20 protein-coding genes and 1 other RNA gene are annotated in these 20303 nt (G+C 51.9%); 1 reads left to right on the forward strand and 20 read right to left on the reverse strand.

Annotation, left to right across the window (positions count from 1 at the left end; translation table 11 throughout):
- Positions 1 to 12: 12 nt before the first annotated feature.
- The 6 genes from thiI to ACFOLF_RS06715 form a co-directional block, all read right to left on the reverse strand.
- On the reverse strand, positions 13 to 1233 hold the full coding sequence (gene thiI, locus ACFOLF_RS06690; RefSeq protein WP_210037682.1) for a tRNA uracil 4-sulfurtransferase ThiI: 1221 nt from the start codon (positions 1231 to 1233) through the stop codon (positions 13 to 15).
- Positions 1230 to 2393 (reverse strand): cysteine desulfurase family protein, encoded by a 1164-nt coding sequence (locus ACFOLF_RS06695; RefSeq protein ID WP_210037683.1) that lies wholly within the window; start codon positions 2391 to 2393, stop codon positions 1230 to 1232. The genes thiI and ACFOLF_RS06695 overlap by 4 nt, the downstream gene beginning before the upstream one ends.
- Before the next feature lie 119 nt (positions 2394 to 2512).
- Positions 2513 to 3223, reverse strand: a complete 711-nt coding sequence (locus tag ACFOLF_RS06700; protein ID WP_210037684.1) for a lytic transglycosylase domain-containing protein — start codon at positions 3221 to 3223, stop codon at positions 2513 to 2515.
- Between the two features lie 160 nt (positions 3224 to 3383).
- Positions 3384 to 3770 carry a DUF4190 domain-containing protein gene (locus ACFOLF_RS06705; protein ID WP_210037685.1) on the reverse strand — a complete coding sequence of 129 codons (387 nt, stop codon included), beginning with the start codon at positions 3768 to 3770 and terminating at the stop codon, positions 3384 to 3386.
- Between the two features lie 9 nt (positions 3771 to 3779).
- A complete protein-coding gene (locus ACFOLF_RS06710) occupies positions 3780 to 3992 on the reverse strand; it encodes a DUF1540 domain-containing protein (RefSeq protein WP_210037686.1) in 213 nt (70 codons plus the stop codon).
- Positions 3993 to 4045: 53 nt separating this feature from the next.
- The gene (locus tag ACFOLF_RS06715) at positions 4046 to 4546 is read right to left on the reverse strand and encodes a YpuI family protein (protein ID WP_210037687.1); all 501 of its coding nucleotides are present in this window, start codon (positions 4544 to 4546) and stop codon (positions 4046 to 4048) included.
- Between the two features lie 190 nt (positions 4547 to 4736).
- On the opposite strand from ACFOLF_RS06715, the gene ACFOLF_RS06720 reads away from it, so the two are divergent.
- Positions 4737 to 6605, forward strand: a complete 1869-nt coding sequence (locus ACFOLF_RS06720; protein WP_210037688.1) for a S8 family peptidase — start codon at positions 4737 to 4739, stop codon at positions 6603 to 6605.
- Positions 6606 to 6698: 93 nt separating this feature from the next.
- On the opposite strand, the gene rnpB is transcribed toward ACFOLF_RS06720, so the two are convergent.
- From rnpB to ACFOLF_RS06790, 14 genes are all read right to left on the reverse strand, one after another.
- An RNA gene (rnpB, locus tag ACFOLF_RS06725) (RNase P RNA component class A) lies at positions 6699 to 7135 on the reverse strand.
- Positions 7136 to 7265: 130 nt separating this feature from the next.
- On the reverse strand, positions 7266 to 8387 hold the full coding sequence (locus tag ACFOLF_RS06730; RefSeq protein ID WP_210037689.1) for a Nif3-like dinuclear metal center hexameric protein: 1122 nt from the start codon (positions 8385 to 8387) through the stop codon (positions 7266 to 7268).
- Positions 8363 to 9145 carry a tRNA (adenine(22)-N(1))-methyltransferase gene (locus ACFOLF_RS06735; protein ID WP_210037690.1) on the reverse strand — a complete coding sequence of 261 codons (783 nt, stop codon included), beginning with the start codon at positions 9143 to 9145 and terminating at the stop codon, positions 8363 to 8365. The genes ACFOLF_RS06730 and ACFOLF_RS06735 overlap by 25 nt, the downstream gene beginning before the upstream one ends.
- Before the next feature lies 1 nt (position 9146).
- Positions 9147 to 9974, reverse strand: a complete 828-nt coding sequence (locus ACFOLF_RS06740) for a hypothetical protein (protein WP_210037691.1) — start codon at positions 9972 to 9974, stop codon at positions 9147 to 9149.
- Between the two features lie 121 nt (positions 9975 to 10095).
- Complete coding sequence (gene rpoD / locus ACFOLF_RS06745) at positions 10096 to 11223, reverse strand: RNA polymerase sigma factor RpoD (RefSeq protein ID WP_210037692.1); 1128 nt, start codon at positions 11221 to 11223, stop codon at positions 10096 to 10098.
- Positions 11224 to 11256: 33 nt separating this feature from the next.
- Positions 11257 to 13092 (reverse strand): DNA primase, encoded by a 1836-nt coding sequence (gene dnaG / locus ACFOLF_RS06750; protein WP_210037693.1) that lies wholly within the window; start codon positions 13090 to 13092, stop codon positions 11257 to 11259.
- A 38-nt stretch (positions 13093 to 13130) separates the two neighbouring features.
- The gene (locus ACFOLF_RS06755) at positions 13131 to 13598 is read right to left on the reverse strand and encodes a YaiI/YqxD family protein (RefSeq protein WP_379114071.1); all 468 of its coding nucleotides are present in this window, start codon (positions 13596 to 13598) and stop codon (positions 13131 to 13133) included.
- An 80-nt stretch (positions 13599 to 13678) separates the two neighbouring features.
- Positions 13679 to 14497 carry a pyruvate, water dikinase regulatory protein gene (locus ACFOLF_RS06760; protein WP_210037694.1) on the reverse strand — a complete coding sequence of 273 codons (819 nt, stop codon included), beginning with the start codon at positions 14495 to 14497 and terminating at the stop codon, positions 13679 to 13681.
- A gap of 58 nt (positions 14498 to 14555) precedes the next feature.
- Entirely contained in the window at positions 14556 to 16637 is a 2082-nt protein-coding gene (gene glyS / locus ACFOLF_RS06765) for a glycine--tRNA ligase subunit beta (RefSeq protein WP_210037695.1), read from the reverse strand.
- A complete protein-coding gene (gene glyQ, locus ACFOLF_RS06770; RefSeq protein WP_210037696.1) occupies positions 16630 to 17517 on the reverse strand; it encodes a glycine--tRNA ligase subunit alpha in 888 nt (295 codons plus the stop codon). The genes glyS and glyQ overlap by 8 nt, the downstream gene beginning before the upstream one ends.
- Before the next feature lie 333 nt (positions 17518 to 17850).
- Entirely contained in the window at positions 17851 to 18597 is a 747-nt protein-coding gene (gene recO, locus ACFOLF_RS06775) for a DNA repair protein RecO (protein ID WP_210037697.1), read from the reverse strand.
- Between the two features lie 34 nt (positions 18598 to 18631).
- Entirely contained in the window at positions 18632 to 18787 is a 156-nt protein-coding gene (locus tag ACFOLF_RS06780) for a YqzL family protein (RefSeq protein ID WP_210037698.1), read from the reverse strand.
- Positions 18788 to 18912: 125 nt separating this feature from the next.
- The gene (gene era / locus ACFOLF_RS06785) at positions 18913 to 19830 is read right to left on the reverse strand and encodes a GTPase Era (protein WP_210037699.1); all 918 of its coding nucleotides are present in this window, start codon (positions 19828 to 19830) and stop codon (positions 18913 to 18915) included.
- 27 nt (positions 19831 to 19857) lie between these two features.
- Positions 19858 to 20283 (reverse strand): cytidine deaminase, encoded by a 426-nt coding sequence (locus tag ACFOLF_RS06790; protein WP_210037700.1) that lies wholly within the window; start codon positions 20281 to 20283, stop codon positions 19858 to 19860.
- Between the last annotated feature and the right edge of the window lie 20 nt (positions 20284 to 20303).

The raw sequence follows: 20303 nt of genomic DNA on the forward strand, positions 1-20303 counted from the left end.
ATGCGATCCCGCTTAAAACCAATCGTCGTCGCCGGCGGCCTGCGCCCCAAGCTTGTCATCCGGCGATATCTCCAGCGTCTCCACCTCCGAAACCGCCTGCGCAATCATCTCCTCAAGCTCCGGTACAAAAGACTCCACCTTGCTGACTACATTTAAATTTGGATTGGTGCTCGGTGATTTCGGCAGAAACAAGGTGCAGCAATCCTCAAAGGGAAGAATCGAGGTCTCATACGTGCCGATTCGCTTCGCAATCCGGATAATATCTTCTTTGTCCATCATAATAAGCGGACGCAGCAGCGGAAGTTCGGCGCTTCGTCCGATTACGTTCATGCTGCTCAGCGTCTGGCTGGCCACCTGGCCCAGGCTGTCGCCGGTAACAATTCCGAGCGCGTCCGACTGAACGGCGAGCATTTGGGCGATGCGAAGCATCGAGCGGCGCATAAGCGTGATAATGAGATTATCCTGCTTGGCCTGGGCGAATGCTGTCTGGATCTCTGTGAACGAGACGAGATGCAGCTTTATCGGAGCACCGCTGTAATGGGATAACCGTCTCGTCAGCTCAATTACTTTTTCCTTGGCCTGCTCGCTCGTAAAGGGATAGCTGTGAAAATGAACCGCTTCGATTTCCAGCCCCTTGCGCATGGATAAATAACCTGCGACCGGGCTGTCAATACCGCCTGAGAGCAGCAGCATGGCTTTGCCGTTGCTGGCAAATGGATACCCGCCGGCAGCTTCCACAACCTCGCTGAAAATATAAGTGCCCTCGGGCTGGATTTCGACGCGAAGCTCCACCTCCGGTTCCCTGACGTTAACCTTGAGGCGCGGCATGGCCCTCAGCACATGAGCCCCTACCAGCTGGTTCATCTGCTGGGAATCATGCGGAAAGGATTTCTCCACGCGGCGTACCGACACCTTGAATGTGGCGGGTTCCCGGGAAAGAGAAAGCATGGCATCAAGCGATGCCGCCTGGATGGTTTCCAATATATTTTCAACCCGTCTGACCGGACTGAAGGAGCCGATTCCGAATATATCCTTCAACCGTTCAGCTATGGCAGCATATGGCTCTCCATTCAAGGCAACGTAAATCCGCCCGTAGCTGCGGGTGATCGCTGCCCTCCTGTAGGGAGCGAGCACGCCTCTCACCTGCTGGAGCATGCGTTTCTCAAACTGGCTCCGGTTGCGTCCTTTTATCGTATGCTCGCCGAAGCGAATCAGAATGATGTCTGGTGTCATGAACGTATTTCCTTCCTCTCCAGCGGCTTCAGCTTCTTCACAACCGTCTCCAGCATGCTGCAAAGCCATTCGAGTTCGCGATTACCATGCTCATCGCCGAAGCTCACGCGAATGCCGCTGGACGCTCTCGCCTGGCCCACTCCCATGGCTTCCAGCACACGGCTTGGCTTATTGTCTTTGGACGAGCATGCCGATTTGGTCGACGCCGCGATTTTATGCTTCTCCAGCAAATGAATAAATACCTCCGGCTTCATTCCGGGATAAGAAAAGCTGACAATATGCGGGGCCATATCCTCCTGTTCCCCTCCATTGAGAACAAGCTCCGGAATTTGAGCGATTGCTTCTGCTAGCTGTCGCCTCAAGGCCGTCATCCGCTCATATCGCTCCGGCTGGCTCTCCATAGCCATGCGAAACGCTTTGGCAGATGCAACAATGGCCGCCACATTCTCCGTGCCTGAGCGCATCCCGAATTCCTGATCCCCCCCTGCAAGCAGAGCATCCAGCTTGACGCCGCTCCGTATATATAAAAGGCCTGCGCCTCTTGGCCCTCTCACCTTATGCGCGGAAGCGCTGAACAAATCAATGCTATCGCTCCGCAGATCGATGGGCAGCTTGCCCACGCTTTGAACCCCATCCACATGAAAAACAATCCCGCGGCGCCGATCTTTGAGCATCCGGCCGATTTGGTGGACCGGCTGAATGGAGCCGACCTCATTATTCACATGCATAATGGTAACAAGTATCGTCTCGTCGGTTAAATGAGCTTCCACGTCTTCAAGGCTCACAATCCCGTTCCTTGAAACAGGCAGGAAGCTGATCCGGAATCCTTCACGCTCCAGCTGCTTGCAGGTTTCATAAACAGATGGATGCTCGATGGCTGTTGTAATAATATGCTTGCCCTTATGCGCATTCGCTCTGGCTGCGCCTTGAATAGCCAGATTGTTGCTCTCCGTCCCGCCCGAGGTAAAAACCCATTCCTTCGCCTCCGTTCCGAATAATCCGGCAATGGCGCTCCTGGACCGCTCCAGCAAATGGCCGGCTTCCACACCGCTCCGGTGCAGGGAGGAAGGGTTGGCATAATGTTTCGCCATCACCTCGGCCATGGTACGAATCACTTCCTCATGCGGCGGGGTGGAAGCGCAGTGGTCAAAATAATACATGCGCCACTCTCCTTTCTTCATATGCACAAAATAAAAAGATCAACGACAGAATGCCGGCGCGAAATTCTGCGCACGATATTCTTCGCGATCTATTCAAGGCTAAAAATCTTCGGCTTCGATTAGAAATTGGACGGGCTGTATTGTGCCAAAGCCGCCAATACCTTGCCCACATAACGCTGTGTCTCCGCAGGCAGAGCGCCAAGCTTCTGTGCAAAATCCTCATTGCTTGAGATTCCAGCGCGGTCTACACGTCCGGGACCGGCATTATACGCCGCCAAAGCCGCCTGCTCGCTGCCGCCGTATTTTCCCAGCAGATAAGCGAGATAACGCGTGCCGCCCTCGATATTTTGCTGAGGATCAAATGAATTCTCGACTCCCAGCCCGCGGGCAGTTCCATCCATCAGCTGCATAAGGCCTTTGGCGCCGGCGCTGGACACGGAATTCGGATTGAAGGCGGACTCCGTATCAATGACAGCTTTGACAAGTGAAGGGTCAACCCCGTATTTGGCCGAGGCTTCGTTTATATAGGGATCAAATACTGTTTGAGTCGGGTTAGCCATTGACAGATCCGGTTCATTATAAAAAGGCAGCGGTTGTTTGAATAAAGTCGTTATGGAAGCCAGTTCATCGTTTAATGCCTGCAGTCCTGAATTCTCCTGCAAGGAACTGCCGCTCCCGGACAGCATTTTGGATAATAGCGTACCGAACAAGGAAGGGTCTTCCTGGCTGCCGGGGGATAGGATATTCGGACTGCTGCTTCCCGTAAAATCAAGACTAGGCATCCATTGCAGCTGGAGCAGTGTTTTCATAATACGCGGATCTATGCTCATCGTTGGCCTCCAGTTGGGTGCATTGCATAAAATGACAGCTTTTGCATCTATTTTACATGGTTTCAGGAAGAATCGCCAGTAAGACAATAGTCCTATGCCATATTAAAATTGTAAGATATGTAAAAACCGGCGAATGCAATTCCGCCGGTCCTGAAGAATTTTAGGTAATGGAATAATAAAGCGGGATAATCACCAGATAAGCAATAACAGAAATCAGTCCGAGAATCATGGACCACAGGCCAAGACCTCTTGCGTCCTGCCGGTAGGCGATAAAACCGACGACAATTCCTGTAGCTCCAAGAAGCAAAGGCCACACAAACCAGGATAGTACGGATAGAACAAGAGCTGCCCAACCTGCGGCTTGGCCTGCTGAACGTGTTTGCTCAACTGCTTCTTCGACATGCTCCTTCGTGTGATCCGTCTGGTACGCCTGTGGAGGTACAGCAAGCTCTGCGGACATTTCTTCATTGTAAGGATGATGATCATGTCCGTAACTATGATGTTTATGGCTGTCATCATGCGATTCATGCTCCGAATGTTGTTCCATAGCTTAGCCTCACTCCTTTGGTTTGAATGTGTGGCAGCAGGTGGACGCCGATTCGGTGGCATTATCTTGGTGGCTTGCCTGAAAATGTTCTCCGGCAAATTCGGAATCAAGATTGGTGTGTGCATGACTGTCGATGTCGATCATGATTTGATCGGCATTGCATTGGTTGCCTTGCCCCCAGAAGGAACAGTTTGCAACGCTGCAGCTTACGCCTTTTGGCATAAAAATCACCCCCGGTATCAATTTGCCCGCACCGGGGGTGACTTATGCCTGCCTTATTTTTGCCCTTGCATACGGCGCTGGGTCATGTAGTCGCTCTCATAATAAGACAAGTCGTCACGGAGCTCCTCATACACCTTCGATACCGAAAGCACAGTGTCGCGGGCATCGCGAACCGGTTTCTTGCGGAATCGGATCGCATCCTGGCCCGTATAGGCATAACGTCCGTCTTCGGAATAACATTCATTTTTAGGGTAGAAAAATGCGTTTACGCATTGGTGGTACACTTCATAAAGAACCCGTGCGGCAAAATCATCATCAAAATTCGGCCGTCTGAGAGCAACTCCCAGTTTCTCGTAAGCTACTTCCGAAAAAACAAGCAAATGCCTTAGGTCAGACAGCAATCCTTTATAGAAAAGCTCCGCTTCGTTATCCTGATCTTCACTTGCAAGCTGCGGAAGCGCATGCTGGTTAAGGAACAGCTCCAATTGACCGATGGCGTGTTTTAACTTGTCCCTTGTCGATTCGCTCAGCGATTTCACGTTTGTCGATGGCATGATCGGTAGATCCCCTTTCGTTCTCCAAAACAATACTTAGACCATCAACATCGTACCACAAAATGCATACAGATGGTACTGCCGTTTGACGTCCTCGACCGTATATTTTCATTCATTCCACCGAACTCTAAAGGCAGGGAGCTTCATTGAGGCTCGTGAATACTGCAAATTCGAGGAGGCAGCCATTAATATGCGACGCAAATGGATCGGCTGGTTCGCGGTGCTTGCCGCCGCGGCATTATTAATTCCTTTATCCCCCTGGTTCGGCGCACCTAAACAGCAGCCCGGCAAAATCCAGGCTCCGGTGAAAGCAACGGCCGCATCACGGGAGCATACGATCAAGATGAAAACAATTAACCGGGATATGGAAGCAACGGCTTTAATGTGCACCAGGGAATGTTCAAGGAACCTGCATAAAATGATGATGAGCCGTTCAATTGGAGACCCGGGCCCCGTCAATATGGCGGACATGATGAAGAAGCATAAGCAAATGGTGTATCTCGTCTGGATTCACAACGGTAAAACGATGACCCATGGCAAAAAACCGCAGGATGCAAACAAAATGCTTCAAACGCATCTGGCAGCTGCCAAAGCCAGTCTCCGGCAGGGCAGGGATTATACATCCACATCCCTGAAGCTGCATGGACACCGTTATGCCATCGTAGCCGTGCCGGACCATCGCCGCCGGGGCGACGGCATAATCGGCGTCATACTCCAGGATGTCATCACAGAGGTCGAGCGTCATCAGAAACGCAATTTAAGGATTGTGCCTTATCCGGCGGAGGGGCATTATAAGATCGAGTCCGTTATTCCCAACACGACAACCGATATGACGGTTGAGCAGGGTGAGGATAATGGCAACGCCAGTCATTATCATATTAATGAAGTCGTCGTGAAATTCAGTCATCCGCCCACGAGGCATGATTTGGATCGGATGAAAACGGATATTGGTGCCATTTCAGTAAAAAAACTGGCCCATACCTTTATTTTCCGTTCCAAACTAATGGATGCCGAAAGCATGATGGATTATTTTAAAAGAACATGGCAGCCGGAGTATGTTGAACCCCATTACTTGTATATGACCAACGATATTGCGCCAATCATTCCTAACGATGCACTGTACTCGGAGTATCAGTGGAATTTGCCATCGATTGAAACGGAGAAAGGCTGGACGCTCTCCAAAGGCAGCGAGCGTGTGCTCGTCGCCATATTGGATACCGGCGTTCAAGCCGATCATCCCGATCTTCAGGGGAAAACGGTGGATGGCATCAATCTCGTCAGCGAAGATGATCCGCCTGAAGACGATGTCGGACACGGTACGCATGTTGCCGGCATTATTGCCGCCAACGTGAATAACGGCGAAGGCGTAGCCGGCTTATCCTGGTATAACAAATTAATGCCTGTCAAGGTTCTGGATGCCAGCGGAGCCGGCTCTACCTATACGGTGGCGCAGGGAATCATCTGGGCGACGGACAACGGGGCCAAAGTCATCAATATGAGCCTGGGCAACTACGCTGAGGCGGAATTCCTTCATGATGCCGTCAAATATGCCTATGACCATGATGTGGTTCTGGTCGCGGCAAGCGGCAATGATAATACCGATCGTCCGGGATATCCTGCGGCTTACCCTGAGGTGTTCGGCGTAGCTTCTACAGATGCCGACGGTTCCCGGTCATCCTTCTCCAACTTTGGGGATTACATCGACGTTGCAGCACCGGGAGCAAGCATCGCGAGCACGTATCCCGGCAGTCAGTATGCAGCACTGTCAGGAACATCGATGGCCAGTCCCCATGTTGCCGCATTGGCGGGTCTGATCCGCTCCATTAATCCCGATCTGACCAATGTCGAGGTGATGGATATCATGCGCAAATCCGCAACCGACCTGGGTGACAAAGGCAAAGACAATTACTTCGGCTATGGACAGATCGATATCGTCCAGGCATTGGAAATGGCGAATCAATCGAAGTTATCGCTGCAGCAGTTTGAGCAGCAGGTGGAACAGCGGCTTGCGAAGATCAAGAGCAAATACGAGTCCCATTTGACAGCTGCCAAAAAATAAGGATCAAACGAAAAAACTGTTCCGATTGCGCCTTAGAAAGACAAAGGCTGCAAAAGGAACAGTTTTTAATTTTAATGTTGGATTTGAATCGTTGCGGAAAGCTTGCCGTAAGCCGGGTTCTGTACTCCATGTGGTCCAAACGGGAACGACCCTCCCACTTTCGAAGCGACAATCATCTATCTAGGCCTACCATTGCTGATCGGCTCAAGCAACCAACCCGAACGCTCCCCGGGCAAGGGTGCAGCATGAGATGCCTCTGCAAAAGCAGGTGCATGCTCGTACTGCCGCGTTCTCTCGGTCTTGCTCCAGATGGGGTTTACCAGCACCGTTGTCACCAACGGTCCTCGTGGTCTCTTACACCACGGTTCCACCCTTGCCTGTGCTGACGCAAAGCCAGCCATCGGCGGTCCATTTCTGTGGCACTATCCTTCGGCTCGCGCCGACTGGACGTTATCCAGCATCTTCGCCCTACGGAGCCCGGACTTTCCTCTCGCAGCCTCACAGCTGCCAGCGATTGTCTGTCAAACTTTCCGTCATCTAGCTAGTATACTAAGAAGCGGTCAAAAGCTCAAGGCGAAAACGGCTCCATGTTTTCATATTTCTTCAAAATTTCTTGATGATCCGAATTTCCTGCTCCAAGCCTGGAGGTAAAGTTTAAATTTAAATGAACCGGAAAGGTTCCGTCTCTACCTGGGATGCGGCCGCGACCGTTTTGTATTTACGCTTAATCAGCTCATGGGTCAGCCACTGCGCCACCCTCGGCTTCATGATTTTCTCAATATTATGTCCCGGATCAATAATGCACAGGCCTGCCACCAGAGCGTCATGAGCAGTATGATAATCAATATCTCCAGTAATAAGCACATCCGCTCCGGCGAACTGGGCGTGTTTCACATATCTGCCCCCGGAGCCGCCAAGAACAGCCGCTTTGCGGACAACCGTATCCGGATCGCCCACCATTCTGACCGCAGGCACATCAAACACCTGTTTAACCAGCTCAGCGAGTTCAATCAGCTTTACAGGTTCCGGCAGCTTCCCGACTCGTCCCAGTCCATAAGAAGGCCCATTGATTTCAAGCGGATACAGGTCATAGGCGACCTCCTCGTACGGATGTGCTTTAATCATCGCCTGAACAACCTTCCGCTGCAGGCTTTGCGGAACAATCGTCTCCACTCTTACTTCGGATACCTGCTCGAGCTGGCCATGCTTTCCTATGAAGGGCTGCGCCTGCGCTCCAGGCAGGAAAGTTCCCGTCCCTTCCAGCTTAAAGCTGCTGCAGCTGTAATTTCCCGTCTCTCCGGCTCCTGCGTTCCAGATCGCCTGCAGAACGGCATCCTCATGCGCTGCAGGGACAAAAACAACAAGCTTAAACAGCTTGTCGGTATGGACAATTTCCAGACTTGCTCTGCCCTCTTGGGCAATACCAACCAGATCGGCCATCCAGTCATTGATGCCGCCTTCAGCCGAATCAAGATTGGTATGAGCGATATACACGGCAATATCATGCTTGATCAGCTTCTCATAAAGTCTGCCGGCCGGCGTTGAGGTGTCAAGCTTCGCCAGCGGTCTATAGATGATGGCATGATGGGCAATGATCAGCCCGGCGCCTGAGGCGATTGCCTCATCAACCACCTCATCGGTCACGTCAAGAGCAACCAGCACCTTGCTTATTTCCTTCTGCAGCGTACCCAGCTGCAGGCCGATTTTATCATTCTCGACGGCCAAATGCTTGGGTGCCAGCTGCTCCATTAATTGAATTACGGTTTGACCATGGGCAAACATTGAAGCACCTCCTCCATTTGCTGCATTTCATCTCCAAGAGCCGCTTCCTTCTCCCTGGATTCGCTGAGCGTCGACAAAGCCAGCTGATTACGGATCCGCTCGAGCTTTCCAAGCTCCATCCGCCACTTCTTCTTCAAGAGCTCATCGCCTTCTTGCAGCAAATACGGTCCCATCCGGTACAGCCATTCACTGCGATAGCCTGCAGACATTTGAAGAGGAAGCTCAGAAGCATCGTACAAGCGGGTGTTCCACGCCTCTGCCGCCTCTTTATTCTCACCGGCGAGGGCATGCAGTATTTCATAAATACGGCCGTCTTCTTCCATTATCGTCTCACTCTGAAGAACATAATCGCGGCGTACGAGCCAGCGGCGCACCAGATCCTCTCCCACATTCGGCTGAAGAACCAGCTCCCGCACGCCGTCCAGGCGGCCATCTCTCCAGCCCGCTTCCAGAATATCGGACATCAGGCTTCCTCCCATGCCCGCAAGGATGACTGTATCCGCTTCTCCCGGCAAGAGGACCGACAACCCGTCTCCTTGACGGACATCGATTGCCCCGGTCAATCCGGCTTCAGCAGCACCCTTCTGCGCCGCCAGAAATGGTCCGGTATTCAGTTCCCCGGCAATTGCCGACGGGCATTTGCCGCTCTGCACCAGATATACCGGAAGGAGGGCATGGTCAGAGCCGATATCGGCTGCCCGAGCGTCCGCGCTGACACGATCTGCTATCGTTTGCAGTCGTTTGGATAATTTTATCATGTTAAGCAACCCACGCAATCCACTGTTTTCTTAAGCTGAAGAGGAGCAAGCCCCCTGCAATGATTTTGGTGATAAGCTGCAGCTGCAGCCATATTTGTTCCTTGGCAAATACGGCGGAATATAATTCCGGCATAAACCAGATAAGCGCTCCCGCCACGAATAAAATAGCCGCCACGGGCCTTGACCAGCGGTGAAAAAACCAGCTGCACCAACCGAATACAAATGACGCCGGAAGCCAGAAAAGCTGAATTTCATACCATTCTGGAGAATCGAAAGTATTGGAGAGCAGCCAGGCATAAACGAGAAAAGAAGCGACCCAGCCGCATAGATGAAGCAGCGGAATGCGCACGCTAATCCCAAAAACGATCCAGACAAGCGAGCAGAAAGCAAGCAGTCCCGCCTTCCAGCCCCAGGCTTGCAGCTCATGCAGCTGCAGCATATAGATCCCGGCGCCGAGCATCAGCAGCATGCCAATTCCGATGAGTCCCAAGCCGGCCGATTCATTTTTCTGGCGATAACGCTGGCCATACAGAAGAAGAACAAGCACTGCCGACAAGGATATGCCAATTTGCAATAAAGGATGAAAAAAGCTAAAATAAAGAACAACAAAACAAATCAAGGAAAAAATTCCAAATGTAAGGAACCATTGCTTCCATGAAGCCTTGGATACCGCCTGGGCCGCTTTACCGGTAATTGTCGAAGGCGTGCGGGCCGCTCCCTCTTCCACATATAAATTAAGCAGGAAATCGCAATATTGCTCCGGGAGCAGCTTGCTTCGCTGCCAGTGTTCAATTTCTTTTACAATCGTTTTGCGGCGCTCCTGATCCATGTTGATCCTCGTTCCTTTCGGGCAGCAATTTCTCAAACCTGTCGCGAGTTCATCATGATGCGGTAATCCTTAAGAAAAAAAGACCTTTGCTGCCGCAGCAGAAAGGTCCTCGTCTTCATCCTTATTCGAGAAAATCCTTCAAGCGCTTGCTGCGGCTCGGATGTCTCAGCTTGCGCAGCGCTTTCGCTTCGATCTGACGAATCCGCTCCCGCGTGACGCCAAACACCTTGCCCACTTCCTCAAGGGTCCGGGTCCGTCCATCATCCAGTCCAAAACGCAGACGGAGCACATTCTCCTCGCGTTCGGTCAATGTATCCAGCACATCTTCCAATTGCTCCTTGAGCAGCTCGTATGCGGCTGCATCCGCCGGTGCAAGTGCTTCCTGGTCCTCGATAAAATCTCCCAGATGGGAATCGTCTTCTTCACCGATCGGCGTCTCCAGCGATACCGGCTCCTGGGCAATTTTCATAATCTCCCGGACCTTCTCCGTACTGAGATCCATCTCCGCCGCTATTTCCTCTGGACTTGGCTCACGGCCGAGCTCCTGCAGAAGCTGACGGGAGACCCTTACCAGCTTGTTGATCGTCTCCACCATATGAACCGGAATCCGGATTGTTCTGGCCTGGTCGGCGATGGCTCTTGTTATCGCTTGGCGGATCCACCAGGTTGCGTACGTGCTGAATTTGTAGCCCTTGGTATGATCAAACTTCTCAACGGCTTTGATCAGGCCCATATTCCCTTCCTGAATCAGGTCGAGAAATAGCATTCCGCGTCCCACATACCGCTTGGCAATACTGACTACGAGCCGGAGGTTGGCTTCGGCAAGCCTGCGTTTTGCTTCCTCATCGCCATTCTCGATCCGTTTGGCCAGCTCAACCTCATCATCCGCGGACAAAAGCGGAACTCGTCCGATCTCCTTCAAGTACATCCGGACGGGGTCATTGATTTTGATACCGGGCGGGAGCGCCAGATCATCGTCAAAATTAAATTCATCCGGTTCTCTCTCCTGATCTTCACGTTCTCTGCTTGTTGGAAGATCATCATTCTCATTCAACACTTCAATTCCGATATCATCGAGCTGTTCGAAAAATTCATCAATTTGCTCCGGATCCTGATCAAACGGTGAAAGCTTCTCCATGATCTCTTTATAGGTTAAGGAGGATCTTTTTTTACCGTGTTCAATCAGCTGCTCTTTGACAATCTCCAGCTTCTGTTCGATATCCAATTCAGTATGTTGATCATTCGCCATATTCCGACTCCCTCCTCCCTAGAAACGATCATCCTACTGTCCTTTAAGCTGTCTCTCTAGGGCTATAATCTCACTTGCAATTCGAGCCGCCAACAACATGTCGCCGGATCGTTCCGCCTGCACCATTTCCTCTTTCTTATGCTCGATTCCACGAAATCTGGGCACTTTGAGAATTTCCATAATATAGTGAGCGAGCAGCTGCTCGTCGAACGGAAAATCATCGTCCATCATTAAGATTGAAGCGGCCGTCCTCTCAAGACGGTCGTCCTGAAGCGAAGCGATAAATCGGCTAATATCCGGATCATGACCTTGTGCATAATAAGCATATAAGTAAGCAGCAAGCGCTGCGTGATCCTCAACGTTAAATGCTTCTCCGAGCTGGCCGTGCACCGTTTGCGCCGTTTCCCTGTCCTGCAGCATGCGGGCCAGAAGTCTGCGTTCCGCTACCTGATAGGCAGGCAGCACAGGCGGCGAAGAAGGCATACGACGGATTTCATTCCTACCATTATTCCACGAATTGTCGTTATTATCCCTTTGCGGCTTCAATTTCTGGTGCTGCTGTCTATGCTGGAAGCAGTCTTGTTTGAGCGCCTCTAAAGATATATCGAATTCACGGGACAGATCTTTTAGATAAAACTCACGCTCGGTGGGAGAATCAAGCTCGGCAATAATGCCGACAGCTTCGAGCATATAGTTCTTCTGTCCTTCTTCTTCTAGGAGTATATGGTTTTTCTTCGCATATATTAGTTTAAATTTCGTGACGGAAACGGGGTGTTCAATCGTCTCCCTGATAAATGCCTGCGCCCCGTTCTTTTCAATAAACTCATCGGGGTCCATGCCTTTGGGCAGCATGGCCACCTGCACGCGCAGACCTGCCTTTTCCAGCAGTGGAATGGTCTTCACGACTGCAGCTTGTCCGGCGCTGTCGCCGTCGTAACAAAGCAGTACTTCATCCACATTCCGCTGAAGAATCATGGCATGGCTCTCTGTCAGAGAAGTACCCATCGTGGCCACACCGTTATTGACTCCGGCGGTCCATGCTTTGACCACATCCATGTAGCCTTCGAACAATACGGCGCGCCGGCTCTTCCGCATGGCCGCCCTGGATTGATTGAAATTGTACAGGCTGCGGCTTTTGTTGAACAGCATGGTTTCGGGCGAATTCAGGTATTTGGGCTGCCCTTCGCCAAGTATCCGCCCTGCCAGCGCAATTGCCTTGCCTTCGCCATTACGGATTGGAAACATAATCCGGTCCCGAAACCGGTCGATATATCCGCTTCCGTCCTGCTTGGCAATCAGGAGGCCGCCCTTTTCCATCAGATCCAGTTTGAATTCCCGCTTGTCCAGAAAACGCACCAAGGTATCCCATTCCGGCGGCGCGTAACCGATCAGGAATTGGTCGATCTGCTTGTCCGTTACTCCGCGCGAGCGCAAATACTCCAAAGCGGGCTGGCCATGAGACGTATTCATCAGCAGGTAATGATAAAGCTTTCCGGTAAGCTCATGCGCTTCAATCAGCTTATCCCGTTCACCCGATTCGACTGAGTCGAAACCGTCGGAATTCCCTGTCCACGTTACCGGGATACCGGCCTCCTCCGCCATAACGCGCACCGCTTCAGGGAACGAATAGTTTTCGATTTCCTCGATGAATTTTACAGCATTGCCGCCTTTGCCGCACCCGTAGCAGTAGAAAATCTGTTTCTCGGGCGTAACGGTGAACGAAGGGGTCTTCTCTGAATGAAAAGGGCATAACCCTTTCATATATTTGCCTTGTTTTGAGAGGTTAACGTACTTCCCAACCGTCTCGACGATATCGTGATGCCGCAGCACCGCTTCTATGACGGAATCAGGTATTTTAGCGAACGCCATATATCCCCACCTTCATCCTAAACATGTTTAAATATTCGCTAAGATTCACCATTCTCCTGCCGGGTTCGCAAAACTTTTGTCAGCTTTTGCTGAAAACGGATCCGATCCTCGCTTGTCATGGCCTTCGGCCCTTTGGTCTTGCCGCCGCTTCTTCGACGCTTCGCAAGCTCATGTCTGCGCTCCATGAGATAATCAATATTGCTGTCATCATACTGCTGCCCCCGATTCGACAGCGCAATTGCCCCTTTGGCCAGCACGATCGTCGCAAGCCCGAAGTCCTGCGTAACGACGATATCTCCCCGTGCGACATGATTGGCGATATACAAATCGACAGATTGATCGCCTTTATCCACCTGAACAATCTGAATGCCTGCCCCCGGCTCCAGACGATGGTCGTACGAAGCAACCATCAGCACGGGAACGGACATATTCCGCGCTACCTCGACGATTTCGCGCTTGACCGGGCAGGCATCGGCATCCACCACAATTGTAGGGGTATTCGCCACGTTTATGCATCACCGCATCCCTGGAATAATTCTGTACTATGTTATATACGGCAAAAGATAAAAGAATCCTGCAAGAAAAATCAGCTGGAAGGAATACATTCCATGATTAAACTTGCCGTTTCCTCCACCGCCCGGTGCGACACATCGATTACAACGCAGCCGATCCGCTTCATAATATCCGCAGCGTAAGCTAGCTCCTGCTCAATTCGCGCTGTCGTCGCATAAGCCGCACTGTCCGGCAAGCCAAGAGCCTTAAGGCGTTCCTTGCGGATGACGTTCAAATAATGGACATCAATCGTCAGTCCCACTATTTTCCCCTTGGGGATCCGGAACAGCTCGTCGGGCGGCTGGAGCTCCGGCATGAGCGGCACGTTGGCGACTTTAAATTTCTTGTGTGCCAGGTACATCGACAGCGGAGTTTTGGAGGTTCGGGAAACGCCGACAAGCACGATGTCCGCCTTGATAATCCCGGTCGTGTCGCGCATATCGTCATACTTGACGGCGAACTCAACAGCCTCCACCTTGCGGAAATAATCCTCGTCCAGCACATGATTCAGCCCCGGCTCCTTGCGGGAGGGGCGGTTGGTCTTCAGCTCCAGGCTGCCGATCAGCGAACCCAGCAGATCAATCGCCACGACGGAATGCTCCAGCGAAAACTTGCTCAGCACGTCACGAAGCTTGGGAATCACAAGTGTGTACAAAATAATCGCATTATGCTCCTTGGCCTGCAGCACCATCCGTTCTACAGCAGACTCATCCTGTACAAAAGGAGCCCGGCGTATATCCGCGTAAATGGGATGGAACTGGGCAACCGCAGCACGCACAACCAGTTCGCCGGTATCGCCGGCGGAATCCGAAACCACATAAATAATCACATCAGGATGAAGCCCGGTTGTCATGTTGGTCCCCTCCTAAAATGCTAAAATATGATGGCTGTGCAGGCCGAGCCACCTTTTATTACCACACAAGTCTGGATAAATCTGCAACTGTACCCGCTCCGTCGGCGATAAGAGCCAATAGAGCCAGGCGGTTTGCACGGACGGCTTCATCTTCAGCCATAACCATAACGCGGTCAAAGTACGCAGTGATCGGTTCCTTTAATCCCGCGAGCTTGGCGATCGCACCTGCAGCATCATCATTATTAATACATTCCACTATGCTTTCGCTTACGGCCTGCCATGCGGCGTATAATTCACCTTCAGCCTCATCCGCAAAGAGGGAAGGCGCCACATTCTTAGACGCAGCTTTAGAGGCAAGGTTGCTCACCCGGTTCAGAGCATCGACCGCCAGCTTGAATTCATCCCGCCGCTCGCCCGCAGCGAAGGCTGTCACAGCAGCGGCTCTGTTGACCGTTTGGCGCAAATCATTATAGCCTGCCGCCATAACCGCATCAACAACATCATAACGGATGCCCTGCTCGGAGAGCACATTTTTCACCCGCAGCGCGAAGAACTCATAAAGGTCTTTTCGAATATCTGCGGCTTCGCGTTTTATTGGCTTCCCGCTGTGCACCTCCAGCGAGAGATCGAATAATCTGTCCAGCGGCAGCTTCAATCCATGCGCCAGAATAATCTGGATAATGCCCGCTGCCTGGCGGCGCAGAGCATAGGGATCCTGGGATCCTGTGGGAATAATGCCGATGGAGAAGCAGCCGACAATCGTATCGATTTTGTCAGCCAGGCTCACAATCGCACCTGTCAGGGAGCCTGGGGCACGGTCACCGGCAAAACGCGGCTGGTAGTGTTCATTGATGGCGACTGCAACCGCCTCCCGCTCCCCTGCCTTGCGGGCATAATCCTCACCCATCACACCCTGCAGCTCCGGAAACTCGTAAACCATCTGAGTGACCAAATCAAACTTGCAGATCTCCGCTGTGCGCGCAATATCGTCCACGGTCTGCGGATCAAGATCAAGGGCGGTTGCCAGCTTGGCCGCCGTTGCCTGAATGCGTCCAACCTTATCCGATACCATTCCCAGCTCCTCGTGGTAAACGATCTTCGCAAGCTTTTGCAGAGAATCGGAGATCGGAGTCTTCTGATCTTCGGCATAGAAGAATCTGGCGTCGGACAGACGCGCTCTTAAAACCTTTTCATTGCCCTTGGCTACCTGCTCGATAGAGGTACGATCGCCATTGCGGACGGTAACGAAGAAAGGAAGCAGTTTGCCCTGCTCATCCAGCACCGGAAAATAACGCTGATGCTCACGCATCGAAGTAATCAAAACCTCCTGCGGGATCTTCAGGAAAGCTTCATCGAAGGTTCCGAACAGCACATTCGGATATTCAACAAGAAACACAACTTCCTCCAGCAAATCCGCCTTCACGTCGATTTTCCAGTTCTTCTCGGCAGCCAGCGCATGGATCTGATCCAGAATCAGCTGCTCGCGTTCCGCTGCATTGACAACGACCTGCTGCTCGCGCAGCCGTTCCACATAATACGATGGGGAAGTGACTGAGGTTTCTCCTCCCAGGAAACGGTGGCCTCTGGTGATCGTTCCGCTCTGAACATCCGTGATTTCAATTGGTATGACTGTTTCCCCGAATAAGGTGAGAAGCCATTTGATCGGGCGGACAAATTTCAGCTCGTGGCTGCCCCAACGCATGTTTTTGGGAAAAGACATGGAAGTAATCAGGCTCGTGAGGCCCTCTGGCAGAACATCAAAGGTAACCGTGCCGATGCTGCTTTTATTGGCATAGATATACTCTACTCCGCCAAGCTCCTTGAAATAGAAGGCCTCCGGTTCAACGCCCTGGCTGCGGGCAAATCCAAGAGCCGCTTTGCTCCAGGCCCCTTGCTCGTCGAGTGCGATTTTACGGGAAGGACCTTTCACTTCTTCGCTGACATCCGCCTGCTTTTCTTCCACATCCCGGACCAGCACGGCGATCCGGCGCGGCGTGGCATAAGCTTCCACCTCACCATGGGCGATGCGGGCGGTATCCAGCCACTTGACCGTCTTTTCCTTCAGCTGGTTCATCGCTCCCCGCACAAAACGCGCAGGAACCTCTTCAAGTCCGATTTCCAGCAGCAAATCCTTAGCCATTCGCGCTCACCTCTTTCTTCAATAGCGGGAAGCCGAGCCGCTCGCGCTCCTCCAGATACGTGGCTGCGCAGGCGCGCGCCAGATTGCGGACCCGCATAATATAGCCTGTGCGCTCCGTCACGCTGATTGCCCCGCGGGCATCCAGCAAATTGAAAGCATGCGAGCATTTGAGCACATAATCATACGCCGGGAAAACAAGCTTGTGCTCCATCGTTTTCTTCGCTTCTTCCTCGTACATGTTGAACAACGAGAAAAGCATCGCAGCATCCGAGGTTTCGAAGGTATATTTGGAATGCTCGTATTCCGGCTGCAGAAATACATCTCCGTAAGTAACGCCTGCAACCCATTCCAGATCAAACACATTTTCCTTATCCTGAATATAGGAAGCCAGACGCTCCATCCCGTAGGTAATTTCCACAGCGACCGGATTCACGTCGATACCGCCAACCTGCTGGAAGTACGTAAACTGCGTAATTTCCATGCCATCGAGCCAAACTTCCCATCCAAGTCCCCATGCGCCAAGCGTCGGCGCTTCCCAGTTGTCCTCAACAAACCGGATATCATGATGAAGCGGATCAACGCCAAGCCGCTTCAGGCTCTCGAGATACAACTCCTGAATATTGTCGGGCGAGGGCTTGAGAATCACCTGGAACTGGTGATGCTGATAGAGGCGGTTCGGATTCTCGCCGTAGCGGCCATCCGCAGGACGTCTGGAAGGCTCCACATAAGCCACATTCCAGGGCTCCGGTCCGATTGTGCGCAGAAAAGTCATCGGATTCATGGTGCCTGCACCCTTCTCCACGTCATAGGGCTGAACGAGAATACAGTTTTGCTCCGCCCAAAACTGCTGAAGCGTCAAAATCATGTTTTGAAAATTCATCTGCCGACCTCTCTCCTTTATTATTCAAATTCAGACATGGCCAAAACGATATAAAAAGCTCTCGTCCCTATGTCTGACAAAGCTCAGACATAGGGACGAGAGCTGATCTCCCGCGGTTCCACCCTACTTGATCTCCCAATGTGTGTTGGCACACACAGGAAATCCGCTTTTCACGTTCATCCGAACTCCGAAGCGCCTTTCGCCGATTCGTCCGCCCAGGCTTTCACTGTCCCTGGTTCGCTGCCGCTGACGACTGTCCATCGACTACTTTCTTCATCATCGTTCCTATTCTAATAGTATATCTTAGCTATTCACCGCTGGTATGTCAAGCTGTTAAAGGGGATATTTATCCATTTGGTCAAGAAATGCACGGGATTTGAGCGGAATATTAATATGGGTATCGATGAGCAGCCGCATCGCCTGCTTAAGCTGGGCTTTTGTTTCATCCTTGACCTGGATATTCCCAAGCCGCGTCAGATCCATTCTACGGAACAGCTTCAGCAATTTGTGCGCGCTCTCGCTGAGCGGCATTGCGGAAGAATCCTTGTATCGGCAGCGGTTGCAAAGAACGCCGCCTGAACGGGCGCTAAGCGCCATCGGACCAACGACATTCCCGCAGGATACGCATTCATCGAACATGGGAGCATACCCGGAGGCCTCAAGAATTTTCATCTCGTATAACTGAATAATCGTTGGACCGTCTTTGCCGTCGGCCAAAGCGCGCAGGCAAGCCAGGAGCTGCATAAACAAGTATCCGCTTGCTTCCTCGTCGTTGGTCGTCCGGTCTGTAAGCTCGACAGCATAAGCCGCATAGGCGGTCAATTCCAGCCCTTCACGCAAAACATGGTGAGATTCAATAATCTCACCATGCGTCAGCGTACCAAGCCCGCTATTGCGGTAATAAAGATATTCCCCATGGGTAAACAGCTGAGTCAGCGAGCCGTGACGGCTCTTCGCTTTTTTGGCGCCGCGGACAAGAATTGCCGCTTTGCCGTGGGAAGGAGTAAGAATCGTAATGATTTTGCCGCCTTCCCCATAATCCATACTACGGATGACAATGCCTTCAACCCGGTACTGCATCGCGGTTCTCCCCTTACTCGCATGTAAAGACGCATCATATGGAAGGAGCACTCTCCATATCGGATACCAACTGCGTTTCTTCATCAACGCCCGGCTCATCGGATTTGCTCAATTGATCCACGTCTTTATAAAGCAGAAAAGCATCCACATCCCCGGTCAGCGCAAAATACTTCCACGAAAAGTCTCGCATTCGTATCATCCCTTCCGCTCTATCCGAAATGGTTCTCAACAGTTAGGATGCGATGAATGGGGATGTCCTATGCCAGACAAATAACGGGCATTCTACGCTATGGCAGGAAATGTGGACAAGCCGTTTTATTCGTTTTTGTAACCGAGATCCTTCAGAACCCGCTCCTGATTGCGCCAATCCTTCTTGACCTTGACCCACAGCTCCAGGAACACCCGTGAGCCCAGCAGCAGCTCGATATCGCGCCTTGCCAGTCTGCCCACTTCCTTGAGCAGCGCACCCTGCTTGCCAATGACGATTCCCTTCTGCGAATCGCGTTCGACAAAAATAACTGCCCCGATGTAGACAACTCCATTGTCCTGCACCTTCATATCCTCAATAGACACCGCGATGGAATGCGGCACTTCTTCGCGCGTCTGATGCAGGATTTTCTCCCGGATCAGCTCTGCGCAGACGAACTGCTCCGGATGATCCGTCACCTGATCTGCCGGGTAATATTGCGGCCCTTCGGGCAGATAACGGGTCAATACATTCAGCAGCGTATCGATGTTATTGCCCTGCAGCGCGGAGATCGGAATGATCTCGGCAAAATCATGCAGCTCCTTGTAGGTGGCGATCAGAGGCAGCAGCGCTTCGGGATGAATTTTATCGATTTTGTTCATCACCAGAAAAATCGGCGTTTTGACAAGCTTGAGCTGCTCGATGATATAGCGGTCTCCGCCCCCAAGACCTTCGGAAGCGTCAATCAAGAACATTGCGGCGTCCACTTCGCCCAAGGTGCCGACAGCGGATTTATTCATATAATTTCCAAGCTTCGACTGCGGCTTGTGTATTCCGGGCGTATCGAGAAATACAATTTGCGAATTGTCTTTCGTGTATACGCCATGAATTTTATTGCGCGTTGTCTGCGGCTTGTCCGACATTATTGCGATTTTCTGGCCGATGACTTCGTTCATCAGCGTCGACTTTCCAACGTTCGGCCGGCCGACAATCGCTACGAAACCGGAATGGTATTTTTCTTTTTTACCGGATGGTGTGTGATTCATAATAGACTATTCGATCCCCTTCCAAACTTAGCCTTTCCTTAACGAAAATGCTCCCGGCAGCAGCTCTTCGACCGTCATTACTGATCGGCCGCCAGTCAGGTTTGCCATAATGACGGGCATGTCCGGCTTGCAAAGCTCAACCAGCACTTGTCTGCACACCCCGCAGGGCGTGATGGGAAGCATCGTATCTCCAACAACAGCAATCGCCGTAAACTCGCCTGGCCCCTGCCCATCGGCAATTGCCCGGAACAATGCGGTCCGTTCCGCGCAATTCGTCGGACCGTAGGCTGCATTCTCAACATTGCAGCCCAGATGGACATTTCCGTCCTTATCCAGCAGAGCCGCGCCTACGGCAAAGCCGGAATACGGTATATAAGCACGGCCCCGTACTTCCATTGCCTGCTCCAGAAGCCGCTCCCAGTCCGCTGAGAGCGGCTCATTTGATACCTCCATCCCATTACCTCCTTCTTCAC

The organism is Paenibacillus sepulcri (genome assembly GCF_042647105.1).
GTDB lineage: Bacteria > Bacillota > Bacilli > Paenibacillales > Paenibacillaceae > Paenibacillus_Z > Paenibacillus_Z sepulcri.

Coding starts and splice junctions, on each gene's coding strand:
- thiI (WP_210037682.1), bottom strand. CDS start 1,233: ATGACACCAGACATCATTCTGATTCGCTTCGGCGAGCATACGATAAAA.
- ACFOLF_RS06695 (WP_210037683.1), bottom strand. CDS start 2,393: ATGTATTATTTTGACCACTGCGCTTCCACCCCGCCGCATGAGGAAGTG.
- ACFOLF_RS06700 (WP_210037684.1), bottom strand. CDS start 3,223: ATGAGCATAGATCCGCGTATTATGAAAACACTGCTCCAGCTGCAATGG.
- ACFOLF_RS06705 (WP_210037685.1), bottom strand. CDS start 3,770: ATGGAACAACATTCGGAGCATGAATCGCATGATGACAGCCATAAACAT.
- ACFOLF_RS06710 (WP_210037686.1), bottom strand. CDS start 3,992: ATGCCAAAAGGCGTAAGCTGCAGCGTTGCAAACTGTTCCTTCTGGGGG.
- ACFOLF_RS06715 (WP_210037687.1), bottom strand. CDS start 4,546: ATGCCATCGACAAACGTGAAATCGCTGAGCGAATCGACAAGGGACAAG.
- ACFOLF_RS06720 (WP_210037688.1), top strand. CDS start 4,737: ATGCGACGCAAATGGATCGGCTGGTTCGCGGTGCTTGCCGCCGCGGCA.
- ACFOLF_RS06730 (WP_210037689.1), bottom strand. CDS start 8,387: ATGTTTGCCCATGGTCAAACCGTAATTCAATTAATGGAGCAGCTGGCA.
- ACFOLF_RS06735 (WP_210037690.1), bottom strand. CDS start 9,145: ATGATAAAATTATCCAAACGACTGCAAACGATAGCAGATCGTGTCAGC.
- ACFOLF_RS06740 (WP_210037691.1), bottom strand. CDS start 9,974: ATGGATCAGGAGCGCCGCAAAACGATTGTAAAAGAAATTGAACACTGG.
- rpoD (WP_210037692.1), bottom strand. CDS start 11,223: ATGGCGAATGATCAACATACTGAATTGGATATCGAACAGAAGCTGGAG.
- dnaG (WP_210037693.1), bottom strand. CDS start 13,092: ATGGCGTTCGCTAAAATACCTGATTCCGTCATAGAAGCGGTGCTGCGG.
- ACFOLF_RS06760 (WP_210037694.1), bottom strand. CDS start 14,497: ATGACAACCGGGCTTCATCCTGATGTGATTATTTATGTGGTTTCGGAT.
- glyS (WP_210037695.1), bottom strand. CDS start 16,637: ATGGCTAAGGATTTGCTGCTGGAAATCGGACTTGAAGAGGTTCCTGCG.
- glyQ (WP_210037696.1), bottom strand. CDS start 17,517: ATGAATTTTCAAAACATGATTTTGACGCTTCAGCAGTTTTGGGCGGAG.
- recO (WP_210037697.1), bottom strand. CDS start 18,597: ATGCAGTACCGGGTTGAAGGCATTGTCATCCGTAGTATGGATTATGGG.
- ACFOLF_RS06780 (WP_210037698.1), bottom strand. CDS start 18,787: ATGCGAGACTTTTCGTGGAAGTATTTTGCGCTGACCGGGGATGTGGAT.
- era (WP_210037699.1), bottom strand. CDS start 19,830: ATGAATCACACACCATCCGGTAAAAAAGAAAAATACCATTCCGGTTTC.
- ACFOLF_RS06790 (WP_210037700.1), bottom strand. CDS start 20,283: ATGGAGGTATCAAATGAGCCGCTCTCAGCGGACTGGGAGCGGCTTCTG.